This window comes from Shimia sp., from assembly GCF_965227725.1.
GTDB lineage: Bacteria > Pseudomonadota > Alphaproteobacteria > Rhodobacterales > Rhodobacteraceae > Shimia.
In genome coordinates, this window is sequence record NZ_CBDDGH010000001.1 from 932,746 (window position 1) to 949,729 (window position 16,984).

At 57.3% G+C, this 16,984-nt stretch carries 18 protein-coding genes; 7 read left to right on the top strand and 11 right to left on the bottom strand.

The genetic code is table 11. From position 1 onward, the window contains the following. The first annotated feature begins 10 nt into the window (after positions 1-10). From ACO07T_RS04350 to ACO07T_RS04375, 6 genes are all read left to right on the top strand, one after another. Positions 11-985, top strand: a complete 975-nt coding sequence (locus ACO07T_RS04350; RefSeq protein WP_422048408.1) for a KpsF/GutQ family sugar-phosphate isomerase — start codon at positions 11-13, stop codon at positions 983-985. A gap of 6 nt (positions 986-991) precedes the next feature. Beyond that, positions 992-1,603, top strand: a complete 612-nt coding sequence (gene lptC / locus ACO07T_RS04355; RefSeq protein WP_209057908.1) for an LPS export ABC transporter periplasmic protein LptC — start codon at positions 992-994, stop codon at positions 1,601-1,603. A 3-nt stretch (positions 1,604-1,606) separates the two neighbouring features. Then, complete coding sequence (lptA, locus tag ACO07T_RS04360) at positions 1,607-2,089, top strand: lipopolysaccharide transport periplasmic protein LptA (protein WP_348539444.1); 483 nt, start codon at positions 1,607-1,609, stop codon at positions 2,087-2,089. Positions 2,090-2,092: 3 nt separating this feature from the next. Beyond that, on the top strand, positions 2,093-2,851 hold the full coding sequence (lptB, locus tag ACO07T_RS04365; protein WP_209057910.1) for an LPS export ABC transporter ATP-binding protein: 759 nt from the start codon (positions 2,093-2,095) through the stop codon (positions 2,849-2,851). A 347-nt stretch (positions 2,852-3,198) separates the two neighbouring features. Further along, the gene (gene hpf, locus ACO07T_RS04370; RefSeq protein ID WP_209057912.1) at positions 3,199-3,768 is read left to right on the top strand and encodes a ribosome hibernation-promoting factor, HPF/YfiA family; all 570 of its coding nucleotides are present in this window, start codon (positions 3,199-3,201) and stop codon (positions 3,766-3,768) included. A 42-nt stretch (positions 3,769-3,810) separates the two neighbouring features. Then, positions 3,811-4,275: a PTS sugar transporter subunit IIA gene (locus ACO07T_RS04375; RefSeq protein ID WP_209057914.1), complete on the top strand. Its 465-nt coding sequence runs from the start codon at positions 3,811-3,813 to the stop codon at positions 4,273-4,275. 59 nt (positions 4,276-4,334) lie between these two features. Here ACO07T_RS04375 and ACO07T_RS04380 read toward each other — a convergent pair whose 3' ends face one another. The 11 genes from ACO07T_RS04380 to cysQ all read right to left on the bottom strand — a co-directional run bounded on the left by ACO07T_RS04380 (position 4,335) and on the right by cysQ (position 16,002). Then, positions 4,335-5,759, bottom strand: coding sequence for a sulfotransferase family 2 domain-containing protein (locus tag ACO07T_RS04380; RefSeq protein ID WP_422048409.1), 1,425 nt, complete (start codon positions 5,757-5,759; stop codon positions 4,335-4,337). Positions 5,760-5,765: 6 nt separating this feature from the next. Next, a complete protein-coding gene (locus ACO07T_RS04385; protein WP_422048410.1) occupies positions 5,766-7,463 on the bottom strand; it encodes a beta-1,6-N-acetylglucosaminyltransferase in 1,698 nt (565 codons plus the stop codon). Further along, positions 7,460-8,446 carry a glycosyltransferase family 2 protein gene (locus ACO07T_RS04390; RefSeq protein WP_422048411.1) on the bottom strand — a complete coding sequence of 329 codons (987 nt, stop codon included), beginning with the start codon at positions 8,444-8,446 and terminating at the stop codon, positions 7,460-7,462. Before ACO07T_RS04390 ends, ACO07T_RS04385 begins: the two co-directional genes overlap by 4 nt. Positions 8,447-8,631: 185 nt before the next feature. Then, positions 8,632-9,615: a glycosyltransferase family 2 protein gene (locus ACO07T_RS04395; protein ID WP_422048412.1), complete on the bottom strand. Its 984-nt coding sequence runs from the start codon at positions 9,613-9,615 to the stop codon at positions 8,632-8,634. Between the two features lie 49 nt (positions 9,616-9,664). After that, the gene (galE, locus tag ACO07T_RS04400; RefSeq protein WP_422048413.1) at positions 9,665-10,648 is read right to left on the bottom strand and encodes a UDP-glucose 4-epimerase GalE; all 984 of its coding nucleotides are present in this window, start codon (positions 10,646-10,648) and stop codon (positions 9,665-9,667) included. 17 nt (positions 10,649-10,665) lie between these two features. After that, a complete protein-coding gene (gene galU, locus ACO07T_RS04405; protein WP_209084982.1) occupies positions 10,666-11,559 on the bottom strand; it encodes a UTP--glucose-1-phosphate uridylyltransferase GalU in 894 nt (297 codons plus the stop codon). 404 nt (positions 11,560-11,963) lie between these two features. Further along, complete coding sequence (locus tag ACO07T_RS04410; RefSeq protein WP_422048414.1) at positions 11,964-12,197, bottom strand: hypothetical protein; 234 nt, start codon at positions 12,195-12,197, stop codon at positions 11,964-11,966. Positions 12,198-12,455: 258 nt separating this feature from the next. Then, positions 12,456-12,686, bottom strand: a complete 231-nt coding sequence (locus ACO07T_RS04415) for a hypothetical protein (protein ID WP_422048415.1) — start codon at positions 12,684-12,686, stop codon at positions 12,456-12,458. A 642-nt stretch (positions 12,687-13,328) separates the two neighbouring features. Further along, on the bottom strand, positions 13,329-14,354 hold the full coding sequence (locus tag ACO07T_RS04420; RefSeq protein WP_422048416.1) for an NAD-dependent epimerase/dehydratase family protein: 1,026 nt from the start codon (positions 14,352-14,354) through the stop codon (positions 13,329-13,331). 77 nt (positions 14,355-14,431) lie between these two features. Beyond that, positions 14,432-15,232 (bottom strand): 3-deoxy-manno-octulosonate cytidylyltransferase, encoded by an 801-nt coding sequence (locus ACO07T_RS04425; RefSeq protein ID WP_422048417.1) that lies wholly within the window; start codon positions 15,230-15,232, stop codon positions 14,432-14,434. Further along, positions 15,232-16,002 (bottom strand): 3'(2'),5'-bisphosphate nucleotidase CysQ, encoded by a 771-nt coding sequence (gene cysQ / locus ACO07T_RS04430; RefSeq protein ID WP_422048604.1) that lies wholly within the window; start codon positions 16,000-16,002, stop codon positions 15,232-15,234. The genes ACO07T_RS04425 and cysQ overlap by 1 nt, the downstream gene beginning before the upstream one ends. 144 nt (positions 16,003-16,146) lie before the next feature. Here cysQ and ACO07T_RS04435 point away from each other — a divergent pair, with 144 nt between their 5' ends. Continuing rightward, entirely contained in the window at positions 16,147-16,968 is an 822-nt protein-coding gene (locus ACO07T_RS04435) for an ABC transporter permease (protein WP_209057937.1), read from the top strand. Positions 16,969-16,984: the final 16 nt, after the last annotated feature.

Sequence of the window (16,984 nt, forward strand, 5' to 3'; positions counted from 1 at the left end):
GATCTGCCCCATGACGGATGCCGACAAGCACACTTTTTTGGAAACCGCCCGCCGTGTGGTCTCCATTGAAACCGAGGCATTGCGCCTGCTCGCTGAGAGCTTCGGGGCGGAGATCGGCGATGCGGTCGAACTGCTGCTGTCTGCGAAAGGCCGCGTGATCATCTCCGGCATGGGCAAATCCGGCCACATCGCGCGCAAGATTGCCGCGACCTTTGCCTCCACCGGCACACCGGCGCATTTTGTGCATCCGGCAGAGGCGAGCCATGGTGATCTGGGCATGATGGCGCAGGGCGATGTGGCGCTGGTGCTGTCCAACTCTGGCGAAACTCCGGAGCTGGCCGACCTTGTGGCCTACACCCGCCGCTTCAACATTCCGCTCATCGGCGTTGCCAGCCGTGCGGATTCCACGTTGATCAAGCAAAGTGACATCGGCCTCATTCTGCCAAAGGCGCAGGAAGCCTGCGGCACCGGCGTTGTGCCCACCACCTCCACCACCATGACGCTGGCGCTGGGCGATGCGCTGGCTGTGGCGCTGATGGAGCATCGCCGCTTCACGCCGGAAAACTTCCGAGAGTTCCACCCCGGCGGCAAGCTGGGGGCGCAGCTGTCGCGCGTGCGCGATCTGATGCATTCCGGTGACGCCCTGCCGGTGATCGGCGAGAACACCGCCATGAGCGACGCGCTTCTGGAGATCAGCCAGAAAGGCTTTGGCGTGGTTGGGGTCACCAATGACGCGGGCAAACTGCTCGGCATCATCACCGATGGGGACCTGCGCCGCCATATGGACGGCTTGCTGGAGCGCACTGCAACCGAAGTCATGACCGCCGCGCCGCAGACCATTGCCCCCGGTGCGCTGGCTGAAGAGGCCGTTGGCATCATGAACCAGCGCAAGATCACCTGTCTGTTTGTGGTAGATCCTGAGGGCGAAGGCTCCCCTGCGGGGCTGCTGCACATCCACGACTGCCTACGTGCCGGTCTGGGCTGATCCAATTTGCGACGGCGCCTGACATATTCCACCCTTGTGGCATGGCTCAAAGTTCTGCTGCCGCTGGCGGCACTTGGCCTGTTGTCAACGCTGTTTCTGGTGTCAAAACAGGTTGATCTGGAAGGCGCCATTCCCTTTGCCGATGTCGATCTGGAACAAAGGCTGCGGGATCGCCAGATCACCGCGCCTTATTTCTCAGGCAAAACCGATCATGGTCACGACATCACCGTGACCTCCGAAACCGCCCATCCGGACGCGGAAGACCCCTCGCGCATCATTGCGCAGAATGTCGGGGCGTTGCTGTCGATCGGCGGCGGCACGGAGATCACCGTGACCGCCAAAGAAGGCGAAATGGATGGCCGTTTTCAGGAGCTGTTATTGGATGGCGACGTGGAGATATTGACCTCCACCGGCTACACCATCCAGACAGAGGCCATGACATTTGGTCTGGAAGAAGCCCGCGCCGACACCACCAGTGAGGTGACAGCGGAAAGTGCGCTGGGCGAGCTTCAAGCGGGCCGGATGGCCCTGCGCCCATCGGGCGAAAACAATGAAATATATTTGTTTTTCACAAAAGGTGTGCGACTGGTATACACACCGCAGAAGACAACGAGGTGACCTGTGCTTCTTTACCGCGCGCTTTTGATTGGTGTGCTGGCGCTTATGCCGGCAATCGGTACAGCTCAGGGGCTGCAGCTTGGCTTCGGCCAGAGCCAGCAGGACACCGGCCTGCCGGTTGAGGTCACCGCCGAGAGCCTGTCTGTGAACCAATCTGATGGCAGCGCCGTGTTTGAGGGCGATGTGGACATCTCCCAAGGCGACATGCGCATGACCGCCGATAAGGTGAACGTGCATTACCTGCCCGACAACAGCGGCATCGACAAACTGGTGGCGCAGGGCAACGTACTGCTGGTGCAGGGGCCGGACGCCGCCGAAGCGGATGAGGCGGTCTATTCCATCGACAGCGGCGACGTGGTGATGACCGGAAACGTGACCGTCAATCAGGCCGCCACAACCATTTCTGCCGACCGTATGGTCCTAAACCTTCAGAACAACACCGCGCGCATGACCGGGCGGGTGAAAACTGTGCTGAAGACGGAATAAGACATGGCCAAACCCACCCTTTCCGTTACCGACGGCGATTCCGGTCTGCGCGTCGAGAGCCTGCGCAAAGCCTATCGCAAGCGCGTGGTGATCCGCGATTTCTCCATGGAGCTGCAGCGCGGTGAGGTTGTTGCCCTGCTTGGCCCCAACGGTTCGGGCAAAACCACCACGTTCTACGCGGTTGCAGGCCTGCTGGTGCCTGAAGGGGGACGTGTGACCATCGACGGGCGCGACGTGACCACCCTGCCGATGTACCGCCGCGCCAAGCTGGGCATCGGCTACCTGCCACAGGAAATGTCGATCTTCCGTGGCCTGTCGGTGGAAGACAACATCACCGCCATTCTCGACATCACCCACAAAGACCGGCTCAAGCGTCGTGAGCGGCTTGAAGAGCTGCTCTCTGAGTTCTCCATCGAGCATTTGCGCCGCGCGCCTGCTTTGGCGCTCTCAGGCGGCGAGCGTCGCCGTGTGGAGATTGCCCGCTGTCTTGCGGCGGACCCCAAGTACCTGCTGCTTGATGAGCCCTTCGCCGGTGTTGACCCGATCTCTGTCGGGGACATCCGCCATCTGGTGGCCGACCTCAAAAAGCGCGGCATTGGCGTGTTGATCACCGACCACAATGTGCGCGAAACGCTGGAAATCGTGGACCGCGCCTACATTCTGCATGACGGCAAGGTGCTGATGTCCGGCACACCGGAAGAAGTGGTGGAAAACGAAAACGTGCGCCGCGTCTATCTCGGAGAAAACTTCCGAATTTCCTAGGGTCAGCCAGCGCTGATCCTATGGCGCTCAATACGCGACGATACCCCTTTATTTCCTGAAGATTTCTAGCGCACCGCAACACGGGCAGGGCGAGATACCGCCCGCCGAAACGGGATCGCGCACGTTGAAAATACCGCGATTTTGACTTGGATCATTGACTCTCAGCGGTTGGAATACTCAAATGCTGAGTATGACATTTGCTAAAACCCCCGCTGATACCAAAGCGGCCTTTTTACCAAGGCCAGGTCTTAAGCAAGGTTCGCATATGTCGATTACCAGCATTCGGACCTAACTGATAACGGGCGGATAAAGCTCGTGGTCCGACATGTCATCGAAAAGGAGACAGGATGCGCTATCAGATCACCGGAAAACACATCGACGTTGGCAATGCTTTGCAAACTCATGTCCAAAACGAACTTGGCGATGTCTTAGAAAAATACGCCGGCCGACCGACTGACGCGACAATCACTTTTTCAAAACACGCACATGAATACATGTGTGAAACCACCGTACACCTGTCCACCGGGCTGACCGCTCAGGCCAAGGCACATGCGACAGAAATCTATGCAGCCTTCGATGGTTGTGCCGAAAAAATGGACAAACAGCTGCGCCGCTACAAGCGCCGTCTGAAAGATCACCACAAGGAAAGAGTCGAACCGGTTGAACTTTTGGGGGCTTCCTCGTATATCCTCGCGCCTGAAGCTGAAGAACATGAGGCAGAGCCGGATACGCTACAACCTGTGATCGTTGCCGAGATGGAAACAAAGATCCCATCTTTGAGCGTCGGTGAGGCTGTTATGCAGATGGAACTTGCGGGCTCGCCTGTACTGATCTTCAAGAACGAAGGTAAAGCTGGGTTGAATGTGGTCTATCGCCGGGATGACGGCAACATAGGCTGGATCGACCCGCAGACATAAAGCGAGAGGGCGTTTCGCGCCCGATCCGGAGATACAGGCAAGATGGACCTTTCTACGATCCTCAAGCCAGAGGCGGTACGTGTTGTGACGGCCGCCTCAAGCAAGAAGCGTTTGCTGCAGGAATTTGGCGATCTCGCTGAATCTGCCTACCAGTTGGACGCACAAACCGTTGTTGAAGCGTTGCAGGAACGTGAAAACCTCGGCCCCACAGGTGTGGGCCATGGGGTGGCGTTGCCGCATGCGCGTTTTGACGGGCTTGAAAGCGTCGCTGGCGCCTTCATCCTTTTGGAAAAGCCTGTTGATTTCAACGCGGTAGATCGTCAGCCAATCGACATCGCATTTGCGTTGTTTGCGCCGGAAGAAGCCGGCGTGGAGCACCTCAAGGCGCTTGCCAAAGTGTCCCGTAAACTGCGGGAAAGTGCGATTTGCGCCAAGCTTCGGGCGAACCCGGATCCGACCACGCTGTTCACGATCCTGACCGAAGGTGACACGGTGCAAGCCGCCTGATTTTCAGGCCGCCTTCAAACAAAGATCACGCGCCTCAGCTTTCGCTGCAGGCGCGTTTTTCATTGCCAGCTGTCAAAGCCAAAGGTGATGTAATCGCGCTTGTAGATATCCCGCACCAGCGTCTCGATTTCATCGTCATAGATCGCGCTCAGCGCCACCGGATGGCCCGGATCCACCGGCTCTGGGTCAGGGGCATCCATCCGCCCGACCTGCATCGCCAGCGCGGGGAGATAGCTCTCCATCTCGGTCTCGCGCACAATCATATCGGGTAGCGCCAGATTGGCGAATCCCTTCATCGCCACCGCCTGACTGACCCAATGGCCGTCCTGGCGCAAACTGGTCTGACCCAACAGATTCGCCTTCACAAACCCCAAAAACGCCAAAAACGCCTCGCGGTGCGCCTCAGGGCCATAATCCGCTTTGGGCGGATCCTTCGGGATTGGCATCTTGTAGACGCGGCGCAGCGTGTTGCGGATCTGTTTGTAGACCCCATCCTCCGCTGCGAGAATACGCTCACAGAAAGCCGCATGCACCCGCTCGACCGGGTGGCGCACCACCGTGAAGCTGCGGTGATGCCGGTGGGCCTTTTTCCACTGCCGGAGGGTCTTCTGGCTGAAGTTTTCGATAAGCCCGTCGGGCGCCACATGATCCAGCGAAGCCATCCAGCGCGTCACCGCCGCCTGCGGGCCGGAATTGATCGGCAGGTAGAGCAAGGGGGCCACGGCACAGGCCACATAGCTTGGCACAGCCGCCCCGCGCCGCGGCTCAAAATTGGGGGTGCGGTTGAGATTGAAGCGGTCCAGCTCTGACAGCGCGCGGGGGATATCGTCAAAGTTCTCGACCTTCTCCGACAGCGCGGCAGGGTTCTGCGGCTTGAGCTTCTTGTTGACTGCCTCAATCGCGCCGTCATGGCCGAGGAAGCGCGCCAGCCCGTTCATCACTTCAACATCCTGCAGGTCTTCATAGGCCACATAGAAGGCCGTCTGTCCGCTCACCTGCAGGCCGCGCATGATCTGCACCTGAAACGCCTGCAGCTCTTCCACATGGCGTTTGAACTCCGGGCCGTCAAACTGCACGGTGCTGTCTTTGCGGCGACGCACATCTGTCAGCTTCCACTGGCCGGTGGCCTTGGCGATCTTCCAGCTGACGTAGCTGTCCAGCGGGTTGCGGGTCAGCACGATTTTGGCGCAGCGCGGGTCATTCAAAATGGCGTCGAGCACCCGCGGTTCGTGATTGTGGAAATAGCGAAACCCGGACAGCCCCTGATCCGCCTTGACCGCCTCGATCAACTGCATCGGATCGGCGGTGCGCGCCTCAAGCGAGACGCCAAGGATGGCATCCTTGTTCGGATATCCGATGAAATGCGGGTTAAAAGCCTCGCCGTGGCACGTCAGCCCATCAAACTCATTGATATTGGCTTCCAAAAAATTGGAGCCCGTGCGCATTTCGGCAAAAACCACAAAATAGTCAAAGCGTTGGTCCATAAGGCCTTATTGCACCAAATAGGGTTTGCGTGGGGGTTTTTTCTGTTCGTTTTCCGCCTGTGTGACCGGGAAATCACCCATCAGGTAAGGGTGCATACCCTGGTTCTTCAGGTTTTGCAGGAACTGACCAAAGCCCGCCAGATCGGTCATTTTCGGCGCTTCGGCCAGACGGCGGGTGGGATCGGTGCCGATCTCATCAATGATGGTCTGCAAGGGCTCCATCGGCGCTTCGATGAACTCCGCCAGCGACCAGATGCGCACCCGTGCTTTGGCGTAGGGACTGCGCAGCGCATGAAGCTGGTCGCTTTCCAGTTTCTGCAGCCGTGCCGCTTCTTTGCGGATGTCGGCGAAATTCATGTTCGACTTGAACAAGGGAATCGCCCAGGCGCCGCTGATCACTGAAATCTGCGCATTGGGGTCTTTGCAGATGAACCAGACAGGTGCGCCCTCATCGCGCGGCCCCACCTGAAAACACTGCCGTTCGCCACGGGTATTCCAGACCAGGTTGGTCAGAAAGGCAATCGGGTTGTAATCCCTGAGCTTGGGCGAGTCGCTGAGCGCACCGTTGAGCACCCGCTGCCCACCTTCAAATTCCGCACGCTCCGGCGCATAGAGATGCCCATGCACGCGGGTACCGGTGGCGCGCGCCAACCACGGCTCAAAATCCTCAAACAGCTCGGTAAAGCCGTGAAACACCGAATAGCGCCCAAAGGTCATGCCATTTTCCCAACCTTCGTTGGGAAACCGGCTCTGCATGTAAAGACCTGAGCGCCCCTTGGTGCGCCGCTCCACCGCTTTGGCAAAAATCCGGTCGATCTTTGCTGGATTGGGTTCGCTCATCTTGATCGCGCCCTCAGGGCTCCGCAGAAAGCCCCCGTAGATCTTCTCCGCATGGGGCCAGATCTTGCGCGCCACAAAACAGTCAGACCGCCGCAGAAGCTGCAGGTGATCGTCATAGAAGATATGCGGCTTGCCCTGAAAATCGAATTTCGACAGCGTGAGCGAGCGGCTTTCGATATTGCTCGAATACACCCGCGCAAGAGTCTGGAAATAGCTCTCATCCGGGATCCACACCCTCTTGAAGAACTTGTCAAAGACCTCGCGGTCGGGATCTTGCAAAATCGCGGAGAGGGTCTGGCGGGTCAGGCACCACCACTGGCTGCCCATATGCGGCACGATGCCTTTGGGAATGGTCCGTTTGAAGCGCACGAACCGCTGAATATCGACCCATTTGTCAAAGAGGTAGCGGCGCTTTTTCCATGAAAAGGGAAAGCGCAGCGTGAAGCGCTCATGATCCAGCCCGCCAACGGTCCAGGGCACATCCGCCGTTGTGGCGCTTTCAATGAAATCCGTGCGCGGGCGCGCCGCCAGATAATCCTTCAGCTCCTGCACTGGCCGCAGCGGCAGGCAGGATCCTGAGGAGAGGTAGATATGATGCACATCGGCAAACTGCTCCAGCATCATCTCGGCCGCAGATTGGGAGGCGGCCACGATGCCCCACATGCCCCACTCACAGCTGTGGCGCTTGCAGAACACGATCATCGAATGGTCCGAGCAGGAGGCCACAAAGCGGTCGTAGGTTTTGCGCGGCACCTTCTTGTCCACATGGATCACCACCGGGCAACCGGCGTTGGCCCAGTGCCGCGCCACCTGCTCGGCACGGTCTAGCGCGGTGTGCACCAACATGAGGATGCCGACGCTCACGCCCAGTTGCCTTTTGACATCAGGCCCAAAATCTCAAGCTGGCGCCAGTTGATGTATTTCTCGCTCCACTTGCACCAAAACTCAGGCTGTTCACCAAGCTGATCCGCATAGGCTTTGTATTCGCGCGAACTGGCATAGTGCTGGCTGCGCTCCATCTCTTCTGCAGCTTTTTCGGAGAAGGTGTTCAAAAACTTGGTGTGCAGCAATGCGCCGCTGGCCTTCTCGCCGCCCCATTCATCATAGACTTGGTTCAGGCCGCGCGGCAGCAGGCTGTGGGTCGAGCTGACATAGGCATAGCGCCGGTTCCATTTCACCAGCGGTATCTTGTTGAGAGCTGGCGCCGCGTGTGGATTGTCGGCAAAAAACATCCGTGCGCGCGGACCACCTTGGATCCACAGATTTCCATACTGCGGGTTCTTCTCAAGCGTGTAGTTGCCCGCATCAAACCAGTTTGCGATCTCCAGCGGATCTTGCCCAGCCCGATAGGTTGTCCGGTCAAGCCGCCCGCGGGGATACACATCCACCAGCATCGCGCCAAAGCTTCGGATTGAGGAGTTATCAAGCCAATCCGTCAGTGCTCTGATCGGGCGGGTGTCACAGAAGGGATAGATAAAGAACTCATCCGGATCGACCACCAGACACCAGTGCCCATGGGCATAGGTGCGCTGCAGCCCATTCATCCAGTCGATGCCAAATTTGGAGCGGCGATAGCTGTGCTGGGTGTACCAGACAGAAATATCATCCTGCCCGCTCAGATACTCAAGCGTGCCATCGGTGCTGTCATTGTCCACAAACAGGAAATGGTCGACCCCCATCTTGCGATAGTATTCCAGGAAATACGGCAGCCGGATCAGCTCGTTTCGAAAGGTGCTGACCAGCAGGATGTCATTGGGGCGAATGGCATGCGTGTTGTTCTGAACAGGGCTCAGTTCGCGGGATTTTCGGATTGATCGCAACAGCCGGTGGCGCCGCCGCAACCTCATCTTATAAGAGTCCCAAACGCCCAAGTCAGCCTAACCTCTCCCAACAGACGCATCTCTGTGCGCATGTGGGTTATTCCCATGTATGTAAGCTTATGCCACGTTACCCTTAATGGAGGCAACGCCTTTAAAAACGGTTACATAGCGGTAAATCTGTCTAGGGTTCCCGTGGGAAAACGTTTCGACTTTTACCAGCCGCCCGCATTCATCAGACCTAGCGCCTCGAGCTGTTGCCAGTTTTCAAACTTGCGGGACTCCTCTGACCACAGATCAGGGGACGCCGCGATTTCATCATAGTAGCGATCAAATTTGGCAGGCGCATGGAAGTGCTGTTTGCGCTGTTTTTCTATTTCCGATTTGGCAACAATCTCAGGCAGAAACTTGGTGTGCAACAGCACCCCGGAAGGGGCATCCCCGCCCGGTCCGTCATAGCCGTGGTTCAACCGTGCAGGCAGCGCGGAATGGCATGAATTCACATAGGCATAGCGGCGCGACCACCGCACCAGCGGGATTTTATTGAGCGTCGGGGAGCGTTTGGGCTTTTCCGCAAAGAAGACACGCTCCCGCATTCCGCCCTGCACCCAGAGATTGCCCAGCGGTGCCTGTCGCCGCGCGCGGTAAGGCCCCGGATCAAACCACTGCAGCACCTCAATCGGGTCCTGACCGGCCTCATAGCGCGCCTCTGAGAGCGGCCCCTTGGGATAGACATCAAGCATATGCGCGCCAAACACGCGCTGCCCCTGCCCATCGAGCCAACTGGTAAGCGCTTTTAGGTCGCGTGTGTCATGATGGGCATAGATCAGCAGTTCATCCGCATCGACCATCAGACACCAATGATCATGGGCGTATTTCATCTGCAGCCAGGTCATCCAATCCAGACCAAATCGTGCCGCACGGTAACTGCGGTCAGTTTTCCACAGCGAGACATCGGGTTGCTCAGCCAGATAAGCTTCGCTGCCATCTGTGCTGCCATTGTCGACGATCAGAAACTGGCCGACGCCCAACCGTCGGTAATGCGCCAATGTATAGGGGAGCCGGGTGATCTCATTGCGCAGGGTCATGACCACAAGCACGTCTCCGCGCTTGATGAGGTCGGTGCGATCTGTGACAGGTGTCAGCTGATGGCGGCTGCGGAAACTGCGCCACAGCAATCCGCGCCGTCGCCATCGCATACGGTAAGCCGCCCACAAATCCGGCTTGGCTGTGGGCTGCGCGCTCAGGTTACTTGTCGTAGTGCCCGTTCTGATGCCATCTCCATGCATCGGCGATCATTTGGTCCATTTTGGAACGCTTTGGCGCCCACCCTAGCTCTTTCTCCGCACGTGTCGAGCCTGAAACCAGCTTGGTGCAATCCCCCGGCCGCCGCGGACCTTCGTTGTAAGGCACTTCCCGGTTGGTCACGATGCGGGATTGGTCAATCACCTCGCGCACCGAAAACCCGCTGCCGGTGCCGAGATTGAAGATCCGGCTGCCCTTGCCGTCCTGCAGCCATTTCAGCCCCAGCACATGGGCATCCACCAGATCGCAGACATGCACATAGTCGCGAATGCAGGTGCCATCAGGCGTGTCATAATCGGTGCCAAAGATGGTGAGCGCGTCCCGCTTGCCGTCAATCGCATCCAGCATCAGGGGGATGAGATGGGTTTCCGGGCGGTGGAACTCCCCCACTTCTGCCTCAGGATCGGCACCTGCCACGTTGAAGTAGCGGAAAATCACACTTTCCAAACCATGCGCCGCGCCAAAATCGCTGAGCATGTCTTCGATCGCGCGCTTGGAGGCCCCATAGGCGTTGATCGGTGCCTGCTGAACCTCTTCGTCCAGAGTGACATTGTCATGATCGCCATAGGTCGCACAGGTTGATGAGAAGACAAACTGCTTCACATCTGCCGCAACACAGGCCTCGATCAGATTGAGAGAGCCATTCACATTGTTGCGCCAGTACTTCCCGGGCTCTGACATGCTTTCGCCAACCTGAGACAGCGCCGCAAAGTGCATCACCGCCACAGGCTTGTACTTGGCAAACACCTCATCCAGCCGCGCACGATCCAACAGATCGCCCTGCTCCAGAGGCCCGAATTTGACGGCGTCTTCCCAGCCGGTACACAGGTTGTCAAAGGTCACCGGCACAAAGCCAGCCACCGCCAAAGCCTTGCAGGCGTGCGAGCCGATATAGCCCGCCCCGCCTGTGACGATCACATGTTCCAAAAATAGTCTCCCAGGGATTACTCAGCGGCTCGGCGCGATGCGACCAGCTCTTCGAGATAGACCGACAGCTCATCACACAGCTCTTCGCGCGCAAGACCAAAGGCCACAGTGGCCTGCAGGAAGCCCGCTTTGGAGCCGCAATCAAACCGCTGCCCCTGGAAGCGATAGCCATAAACACCAGCGCCTTTGCCGATCTCAGTCGCAATCGCGTCGGTCAGCTGAATTTCACCGCCAGCGCCTTCACCTTGATTGGCGAGATTGGTGAAAATCTCAGGGGTCAGAATATAGCGACCAATGACCGCCAGATTGGAAGGCGCGGTGCCGGCAGGGGGTTTTTCCACCATGCCTTTCACAGACACCAGCGAGCCCATGTCTTCCTGCACGTCCAGCACACCATAAGCGGATGCTTTGTCGTGTGGCACTTCCATCGCCGCCACCATGCAGCCGCCAGTCTCTTCATAAGCGTCAACCATCTGCTTGAGACAGCCGACCTGACCGGCAATCACGTCATCCGGCAGAATCACTGCAAAAGGCTCATCGGCCACCAGACGGCTGGCACAAGCCACCGCGTGACCAAGACCAAGGGCGCTGTGCTGGCGAATATAGGCGATCTGACCGCTTTCCATATTGGAAGACTCAAGCTGTTTCAGCAGATCGGTTTTGCCCTTTTCACGCAGAGTCTGCTCCAGCTGGGGGGCGTGGTCAAAATAGTCTTCCAGCGCGCTTTTTCCGCGCGAGGTGACAAAGATAAACTCGGTAATCCCTGCTTCACGCGCTTCATCAATTGCATATTGAATGAGCGGACGGTCCACCAATGTCATGATTTCTTTAGGCACGGATTTTGTTGCCGGCAGAAATCTGGTCCCCATTCCAGCCACCGGAAAAATCGCTTTCGTTACCTTGCGCTGCATATAGAGCTCACTTTCGGTTAAAGTTGTTACCTACCTTCAATCTCAGGCGATCAAAGGCAATCCAAATCAATAAAATATGATTTTGCGATAGCACAAATTGTCTCTGATTTCCACATACCCAGCTCGAAGTTTTCCCAAACGTTGAAAGAATGCCGCTTTCAAAGCGTTAGCATTCATCGTTGCATTATGTGTCATCTATCAACATACATTAGCAATCGCAAAGATAGATCCGACCAACGCGACAACCGCCTGCGCTGGCCTGATTGCAGATTCTCTGGCGACCACGATATCGCCCGGCTGAATTTGGAAAGTACTTGCGCCAAACAGACTGTCCGCTCTTGTAAGGTCAAAAGAAAAAACAACTTGCTGATGATTGGGACCGCCCTCATCGGACCTCACGCCGTCTAAATCATACTGCCGCAAAACAAACAACCCTTGCGGGTTTTCCGATCATCATTGAGCCCACCGAGCATTGTGACCGCTTCCATCGGCGTGATGTTTTTTTGATTAAAAAACACCTGACGCTCAGATTGGGTTGCTCCGACCGCGATGAAATAACGTTCATCTTCTTCGAAGATGATCTGATAACCGCCGCGCACAATCACATTTTTTGCCGGGTCTTTTAGCAAGCTATCCAATCGAATCTCATAAGAGTTTTCCCTGACGCTGCAGTCGCACCAATGGATTTTCGACCTGGTCACTCACCCCGGCGGACTGAGCCAAAACAGACAAGATCAACACGTTTCGATCAGACAAAGGCAGCCTCTGAGGAGCAACCGCCCCGGTGACCAAGTCGACCGAGTTCTACGGCCCAGGCGTCACCCCGATCTGAAACTGTGCCGACGGCGCGATAGGGGAGAGCTGCACCTGGGTTTTTTCGCGAGCCTGAAAGGGCGTTAGCCCAGCGACCACAATGTCATCCACATAAGGGACAAAATGGTACCTGCGTCAGTCACTTCGACAGGTCGCAGCGGCGTGGAGCGTTCTGCAGACCCCAAAAGCAATGAATTGTCTTGGTTGTCCCACACCGTGAGCGTCACAAGATCGCCCGCTTGGATAATGCGGCTTTTGGGACCCGGCGAGCGCGCAAACCAATGATAGTGGCCAGCCATCCCGACTTCGGCCATTCTGCGATGTTCTTGGCGGTTATGCGGTCCACAGCAGTGACTTGAATGTCATCCGGTGTGCGGTTCTCCCCCACGACTTCTGAGGCGATAGGCCCGCCACGCGGCGGGGAGTAGGCTGACACAAAAAAGAGAGTCTCCAACAAGGTAAGCTTAGTACCTTTGATCCGCATACCTATCACTCAACCTCCAAACCACTAAGTTCTTTTTAGGAGAGATCGTCATTAGGTCACAACTGCTTGTTCTAATTGGTCGCGAACCGTGTGCCCAACACCACAGCGCCGCAAACCTGCCAAACACCAAGTTCACTGCCATTCATGGATCAATCGGACGTGCCGAACTGCTTGCAGAGCTGTTGCGCCCTTAACACTGACGTATTCTTTTGCCCGGCGCCTTCGGACCGCGGGCCTCGTGCAGGACATCACCTTTGAAGGCACGTCAACAATCCGATCGACACGCTGCATCGCAGCAGATCAGACCCAGACAGAAGTGGCGACAGCCAGCCACGAAACAAACGCCCCGACACTCACGCTCGTCGGTGAGTGAAACTACTCAGCCGGTTTAAAAATCAGCTGACACTCCAAGATATCGAGCCCCTCAAACGGACCGCGGCTGCTTATTCGCGATAAAGGCGCCACCACCCCATCAGGCGCCGTAAAACTCGCGGTACCAGGCGACGAATTTGGCCACACCCTCCTCAACAGGTGTCGCCGGAATTGTCCCGGTCAACTGCTCCAGAAGCTGGGCCTCCGCCCAAGTTGCGGGGACGTCGCCGGGCTGCATATCCATGAAGTTTTTCTTGGCCACTTTGCCAAGCGCCGCCTCGATGGCCTCAACAAACTTCATCAGCTGCACCGGCTGACCGTTGCCGATGTTAACCACACGCCAGGGGGCCACCGGGCTCAGGCTGTCGCCGGTCAGCGCCGCTTCGCGCTGATCCACCTGCAAGGGAGCCGCCTCAATCAACTGCACAATGCCGGTCACCAGATCGTCGATATAGGTGAAATCGCGGCGCATATCGCCGTGATTGTAAATGTCGATCGGAGCGCCTTCCAAAATCGCCTTGGTGAATTTGAAGAGCGCCATATCCGGACGGCCCCATGGGCCATAGACCGTGAAGAAACGGAACATGGTGGTCGGCAGATGGTATAGATGGGCATAAGAATGCGCCATCGCCTCATTGGCCTTTTTGGTCGCCGCGTAAAAAGACATCTGGTGGTCGGCTCTATGCGTCTCGGCATAGGGCATTTCCGTATTGGCCCCATAAGCCGAACTGGTCGACGCCAGAAGTATATGCGCTGGCGGAAAGGCCCGTGCGGCCTCCAGCAGCTCAAACGTGCCAACCAGATTGGCCTCCACATAAGAGCGCGGTGCATCAATGGAGTAGCGCACCCCTGCCTGCGCGGCGAGATGGATCACCGCATCCGGCTTGTGCTCTTCAAACAGGCGCATCAGGGTGCCGGAAGCTTCCAGGCGATCTTCCACCGCCTGAAATCCTTGGTGCTGCTTTAAGATTTGATGGCGGCGCTCTTTCAGCGTCACATCATAGTAATCCGTCATCGCATCCAGACCGACGACGGCCCAGCCTTCCTGCAACAACCTTTGAGCGGTGTGAAATCCGATAAATCCGGCGGAGCCCGTCACCAGGGCCGTGCGCTGCGTTTGCGTCATAGTTCCGGTCTTCTCCCCTTTAAATCGGCGAATTTCTACCGCCGCAAATTACTCAAATACCAAAATAAAATATGGGCTTAGGCAGTCCCCATCTCGGCCATCATGGCCTCGATCCGCGGCACATCCTCAGGGTTGTTCAGCTCCCAGAACTGGCGTCCACGTGCCTCAACTTCTACGCAAAGCACCTGCCGCCCGTGCTCCATAAAGCGCAGCTGCTCTAGCCCTTCCAGTTGCTCCAAAGGCCCGGAAGACCAGCGCGGATAGGCACCCAGCGCCGAGGGGCGATAGGCGTAAACGCCCACATGGTGAAACACGGGTGTCTCATCCTCATCAGCGTAAGTTTCGCTGGTGAAGGGCACAACTTCCTTGGAGAAATAGAGCGCATGGCGGTCTGTGGTGAAGACAGCCGTAGTGCCGCCAACGCGTCCCGCCTTGCGGTCTTCCAGAAAGCCGTTGAGCGCGCGGCCGTCGCAGCGCAGCACAGGTGTCGCCACTTCAGCCATAGGGTCATTGCGCAGACCTGCCACCAGATCTTCGATGAACCAGGCAGGTGTCAGCGGCGCATCCCCCTGCAGGTTCACCACGATCTCATAGCCACCGCCCAGCGCATCAAAGGCTTCCGCACAGCGCTCTGTGCCATTGGCGCAGGTTTCAGAGGTCATCACCACGTCTGCGCCAAAGGCTTCGCTCGCCTCTTTGATCCGATCGTCATCCGTTGCCACAACCACGCGGTCGACACCGTTGACCTCACAGGCCGCTTCCCAGCTGCGCTGGATGAGGCTCTTGCTCACCCCGGTGGCGCCTTTCAGCTCTGCCAGAGGTTTGCCGGGGTAACGCGAAGAGGCGTAGCGTGCGGGAATGACAATCAGAACAGGCATCAGGCTTCTTTCAGCGCCACTTTGGGCGCGTAGGCGATAAAAAACGGATTGGCGAAATCTTCTTTGCCATAGACCAGCGGACTGTGATCATCAAAACGGACCACCTGACCACCTGCGCCAAGCAAAACAGCGTGACCTGCGGCGGTGTCCCACTCCATGGTGCGGCCCACACGTGGGTAGATGTCCGCTTCGCCGGTCGCCACCAGACAGAACTTCAGAGAGCTGCCTGCGCTCTTCATGTCTTTGACGCTGTATTTGTTGATGTAGTCATCTGTTGCCTGATCCCGGTGGGATTTGGAGGCCACAACAAACAGCGCGTCATTGTCGCTGTCGGCCACGTTGATCGGGGTGATGGTGCCCACTTTCTTGGGATCAAACATGCCGGTTTCCTCGACCGCCTGCCCGTCCACCTGGGTGAAGAACATACGGTTGCGCGCCGGGGCATAGACCACACCGCGCTGTGGCACACCGTTTTCCACATAGGCGATGTTCACGGTGAAATCGCCACGGCGGTGGATGAATTCCTTGGTGCCGTCCAGCGGGTCAACGATCAGGAAGGTATCGCCTTTGGCTTTGTGACTGTCGGCTTGCTCCTCAGTCACCAACATCACATCAGGAAACGCCGCCCGCAGCCCTGCAGAGATCAGCGCATCCGCCGCCTCGTCAGCCGCCGTCACCGGGCTGTCATCGCTTTTCACCTTCACGTCAAAATCAGCCGCCTCGTAGATCTCCATGATCTTTGCACCGGCTTCGATGGCCAGCTCACGCATGACGGGAATGAGGATGTCATAATCCAAGGTTTCTCTCCTGAAGGACATTTGTTGTCTAATTGGGTCCGGCCCCTTATGCTCCCTGCGTAAGGGAACAGCAAGAATTCCATCCTATTCTTTGGGCACACAAAAGCGGCAGAGGCAATGTTTCAGCAAAGCGCCCCCAAAACGACGCTCGCTTCGGCACTTAACCTGTCTGAGCTGGTGTACCACTCGATTGTGCGCAGCGTGCGAAAAACGCACGGCAATGCGCTCATGTCGCTGATCATGAACATGTTGCAGACCATCATGTTTGTGATGGTGTTTTATGTGATGTTCTCGGTACTCGGGATGCGGGGGGCTGCGCTGCGTGGGGACTTCCTCATTTACATCATGTCCGGCGTGTTCCTCTTTATGACCCACACAAAGACCATGGGCGCCGTGGTGGGATCGGAGGGACCATCCTCGCCGATGATGAAACATGCGCCGATGAACACCATCATCGCCATCCTGTCTGCCGCCTTGGGCACGCTCTACATTCAGGTGTTGTCGCTTATGACGATTCTGTTTGTCTATCACGTGGCCTTCACGCCGTTTGAGATTCATCAGCCCGTGCCTGCCTTTGGCATGTTGCTCATTGCCTGGTTCACCGGGCTTGCAATTGGCACGGTCTTTCTGGCGCTCAAGCCGTGGTTTCCCACCTTTGTCAGCATCGCGAACACCATATTTGCGCGCGCCAATATGATTGCGTCCGGCAAGATGTTTGTGGCCAACACGCTGCCACCCTTCATGCTTGCAATGTTTGACTGGAATCCGCTGTTTCACTGCATCGATCAGGCGCGCGGGTTTGCCTTTATCAACTATGTGCCGCGCAATTCCTCTGTCACCTATCCGCTCATTGTTGGCGTCGTACTGCTGATGATTGGTCTGATGGGCGAATTTTACACCCGCAAACATGCCTCCGTCAGCTGGAGCGCACGGCGCTGATGTAAGGCAGAGGGGG

Bases quoted from the DNA above. Each gene is read 5' to 3' on its own strand.
- ACO07T_RS04350 (WP_422048408.1), top strand. From the start codon at position 11: ATGACGGATGCCGACAAGCACACTTTTTTGGAAACCGCCCGCCGTGTG.
- lptB (WP_209057910.1), top strand. From the start codon at position 2,093: ATGGCCAAACCCACCCTTTCCGTTACCGACGGCGATTCCGGTCTGCGC.
- hpf (WP_209057912.1), top strand. From the start codon at position 3,199: ATGCGCTATCAGATCACCGGAAAACACATCGACGTTGGCAATGCTTTG.
- ACO07T_RS04375 (WP_209057914.1), top strand. From the start codon at position 3,811: ATGGACCTTTCTACGATCCTCAAGCCAGAGGCGGTACGTGTTGTGACG.
- ACO07T_RS04380 (WP_422048409.1), bottom strand. From the start codon at position 5,759: ATGGACCAACGCTTTGACTATTTTGTGGTTTTTGCCGAAATGCGCACG.
- ACO07T_RS04390 (WP_422048411.1), bottom strand. From the start codon at position 8,446: ATGAGGTTGCGGCGGCGCCACCGGCTGTTGCGATCAATCCGAAAATCC.
- ACO07T_RS04395 (WP_422048412.1), bottom strand. From the start codon at position 9,615: ATGCGATGGCGACGGCGCGGATTGCTGTGGCGCAGTTTCCGCAGCCGC.
- galU (WP_209084982.1), bottom strand. From the start codon at position 11,559: ATGCAGCGCAAGGTAACGAAAGCGATTTTTCCGGTGGCTGGAATGGGG.
- ACO07T_RS04415 (WP_422048415.1), bottom strand. From the start codon at position 12,686: ATGGCCGAAGTCGGGATGGCTGGCCACTATCATTGGTTTGCGCGCTCG.
- ACO07T_RS04420 (WP_422048416.1), bottom strand. From the start codon at position 14,354: ATGACGCAAACGCAGCGCACGGCCCTGGTGACGGGCTCCGCCGGATTT.
- ACO07T_RS04425 (WP_422048417.1), bottom strand. From the start codon at position 15,232: ATGCCTGTTCTGATTGTCATTCCCGCACGCTACGCCTCTTCGCGTTAC.
- cysQ (WP_422048604.1), bottom strand. From the start codon at position 16,002: ATGCGTGAGCTGGCCATCGAAGCCGGTGCAAAGATCATGGAGATCTAC.
- ACO07T_RS04435 (WP_209057937.1), top strand. From the start codon at position 16,147: ATGTTTCAGCAAAGCGCCCCCAAAACGACGCTCGCTTCGGCACTTAAC.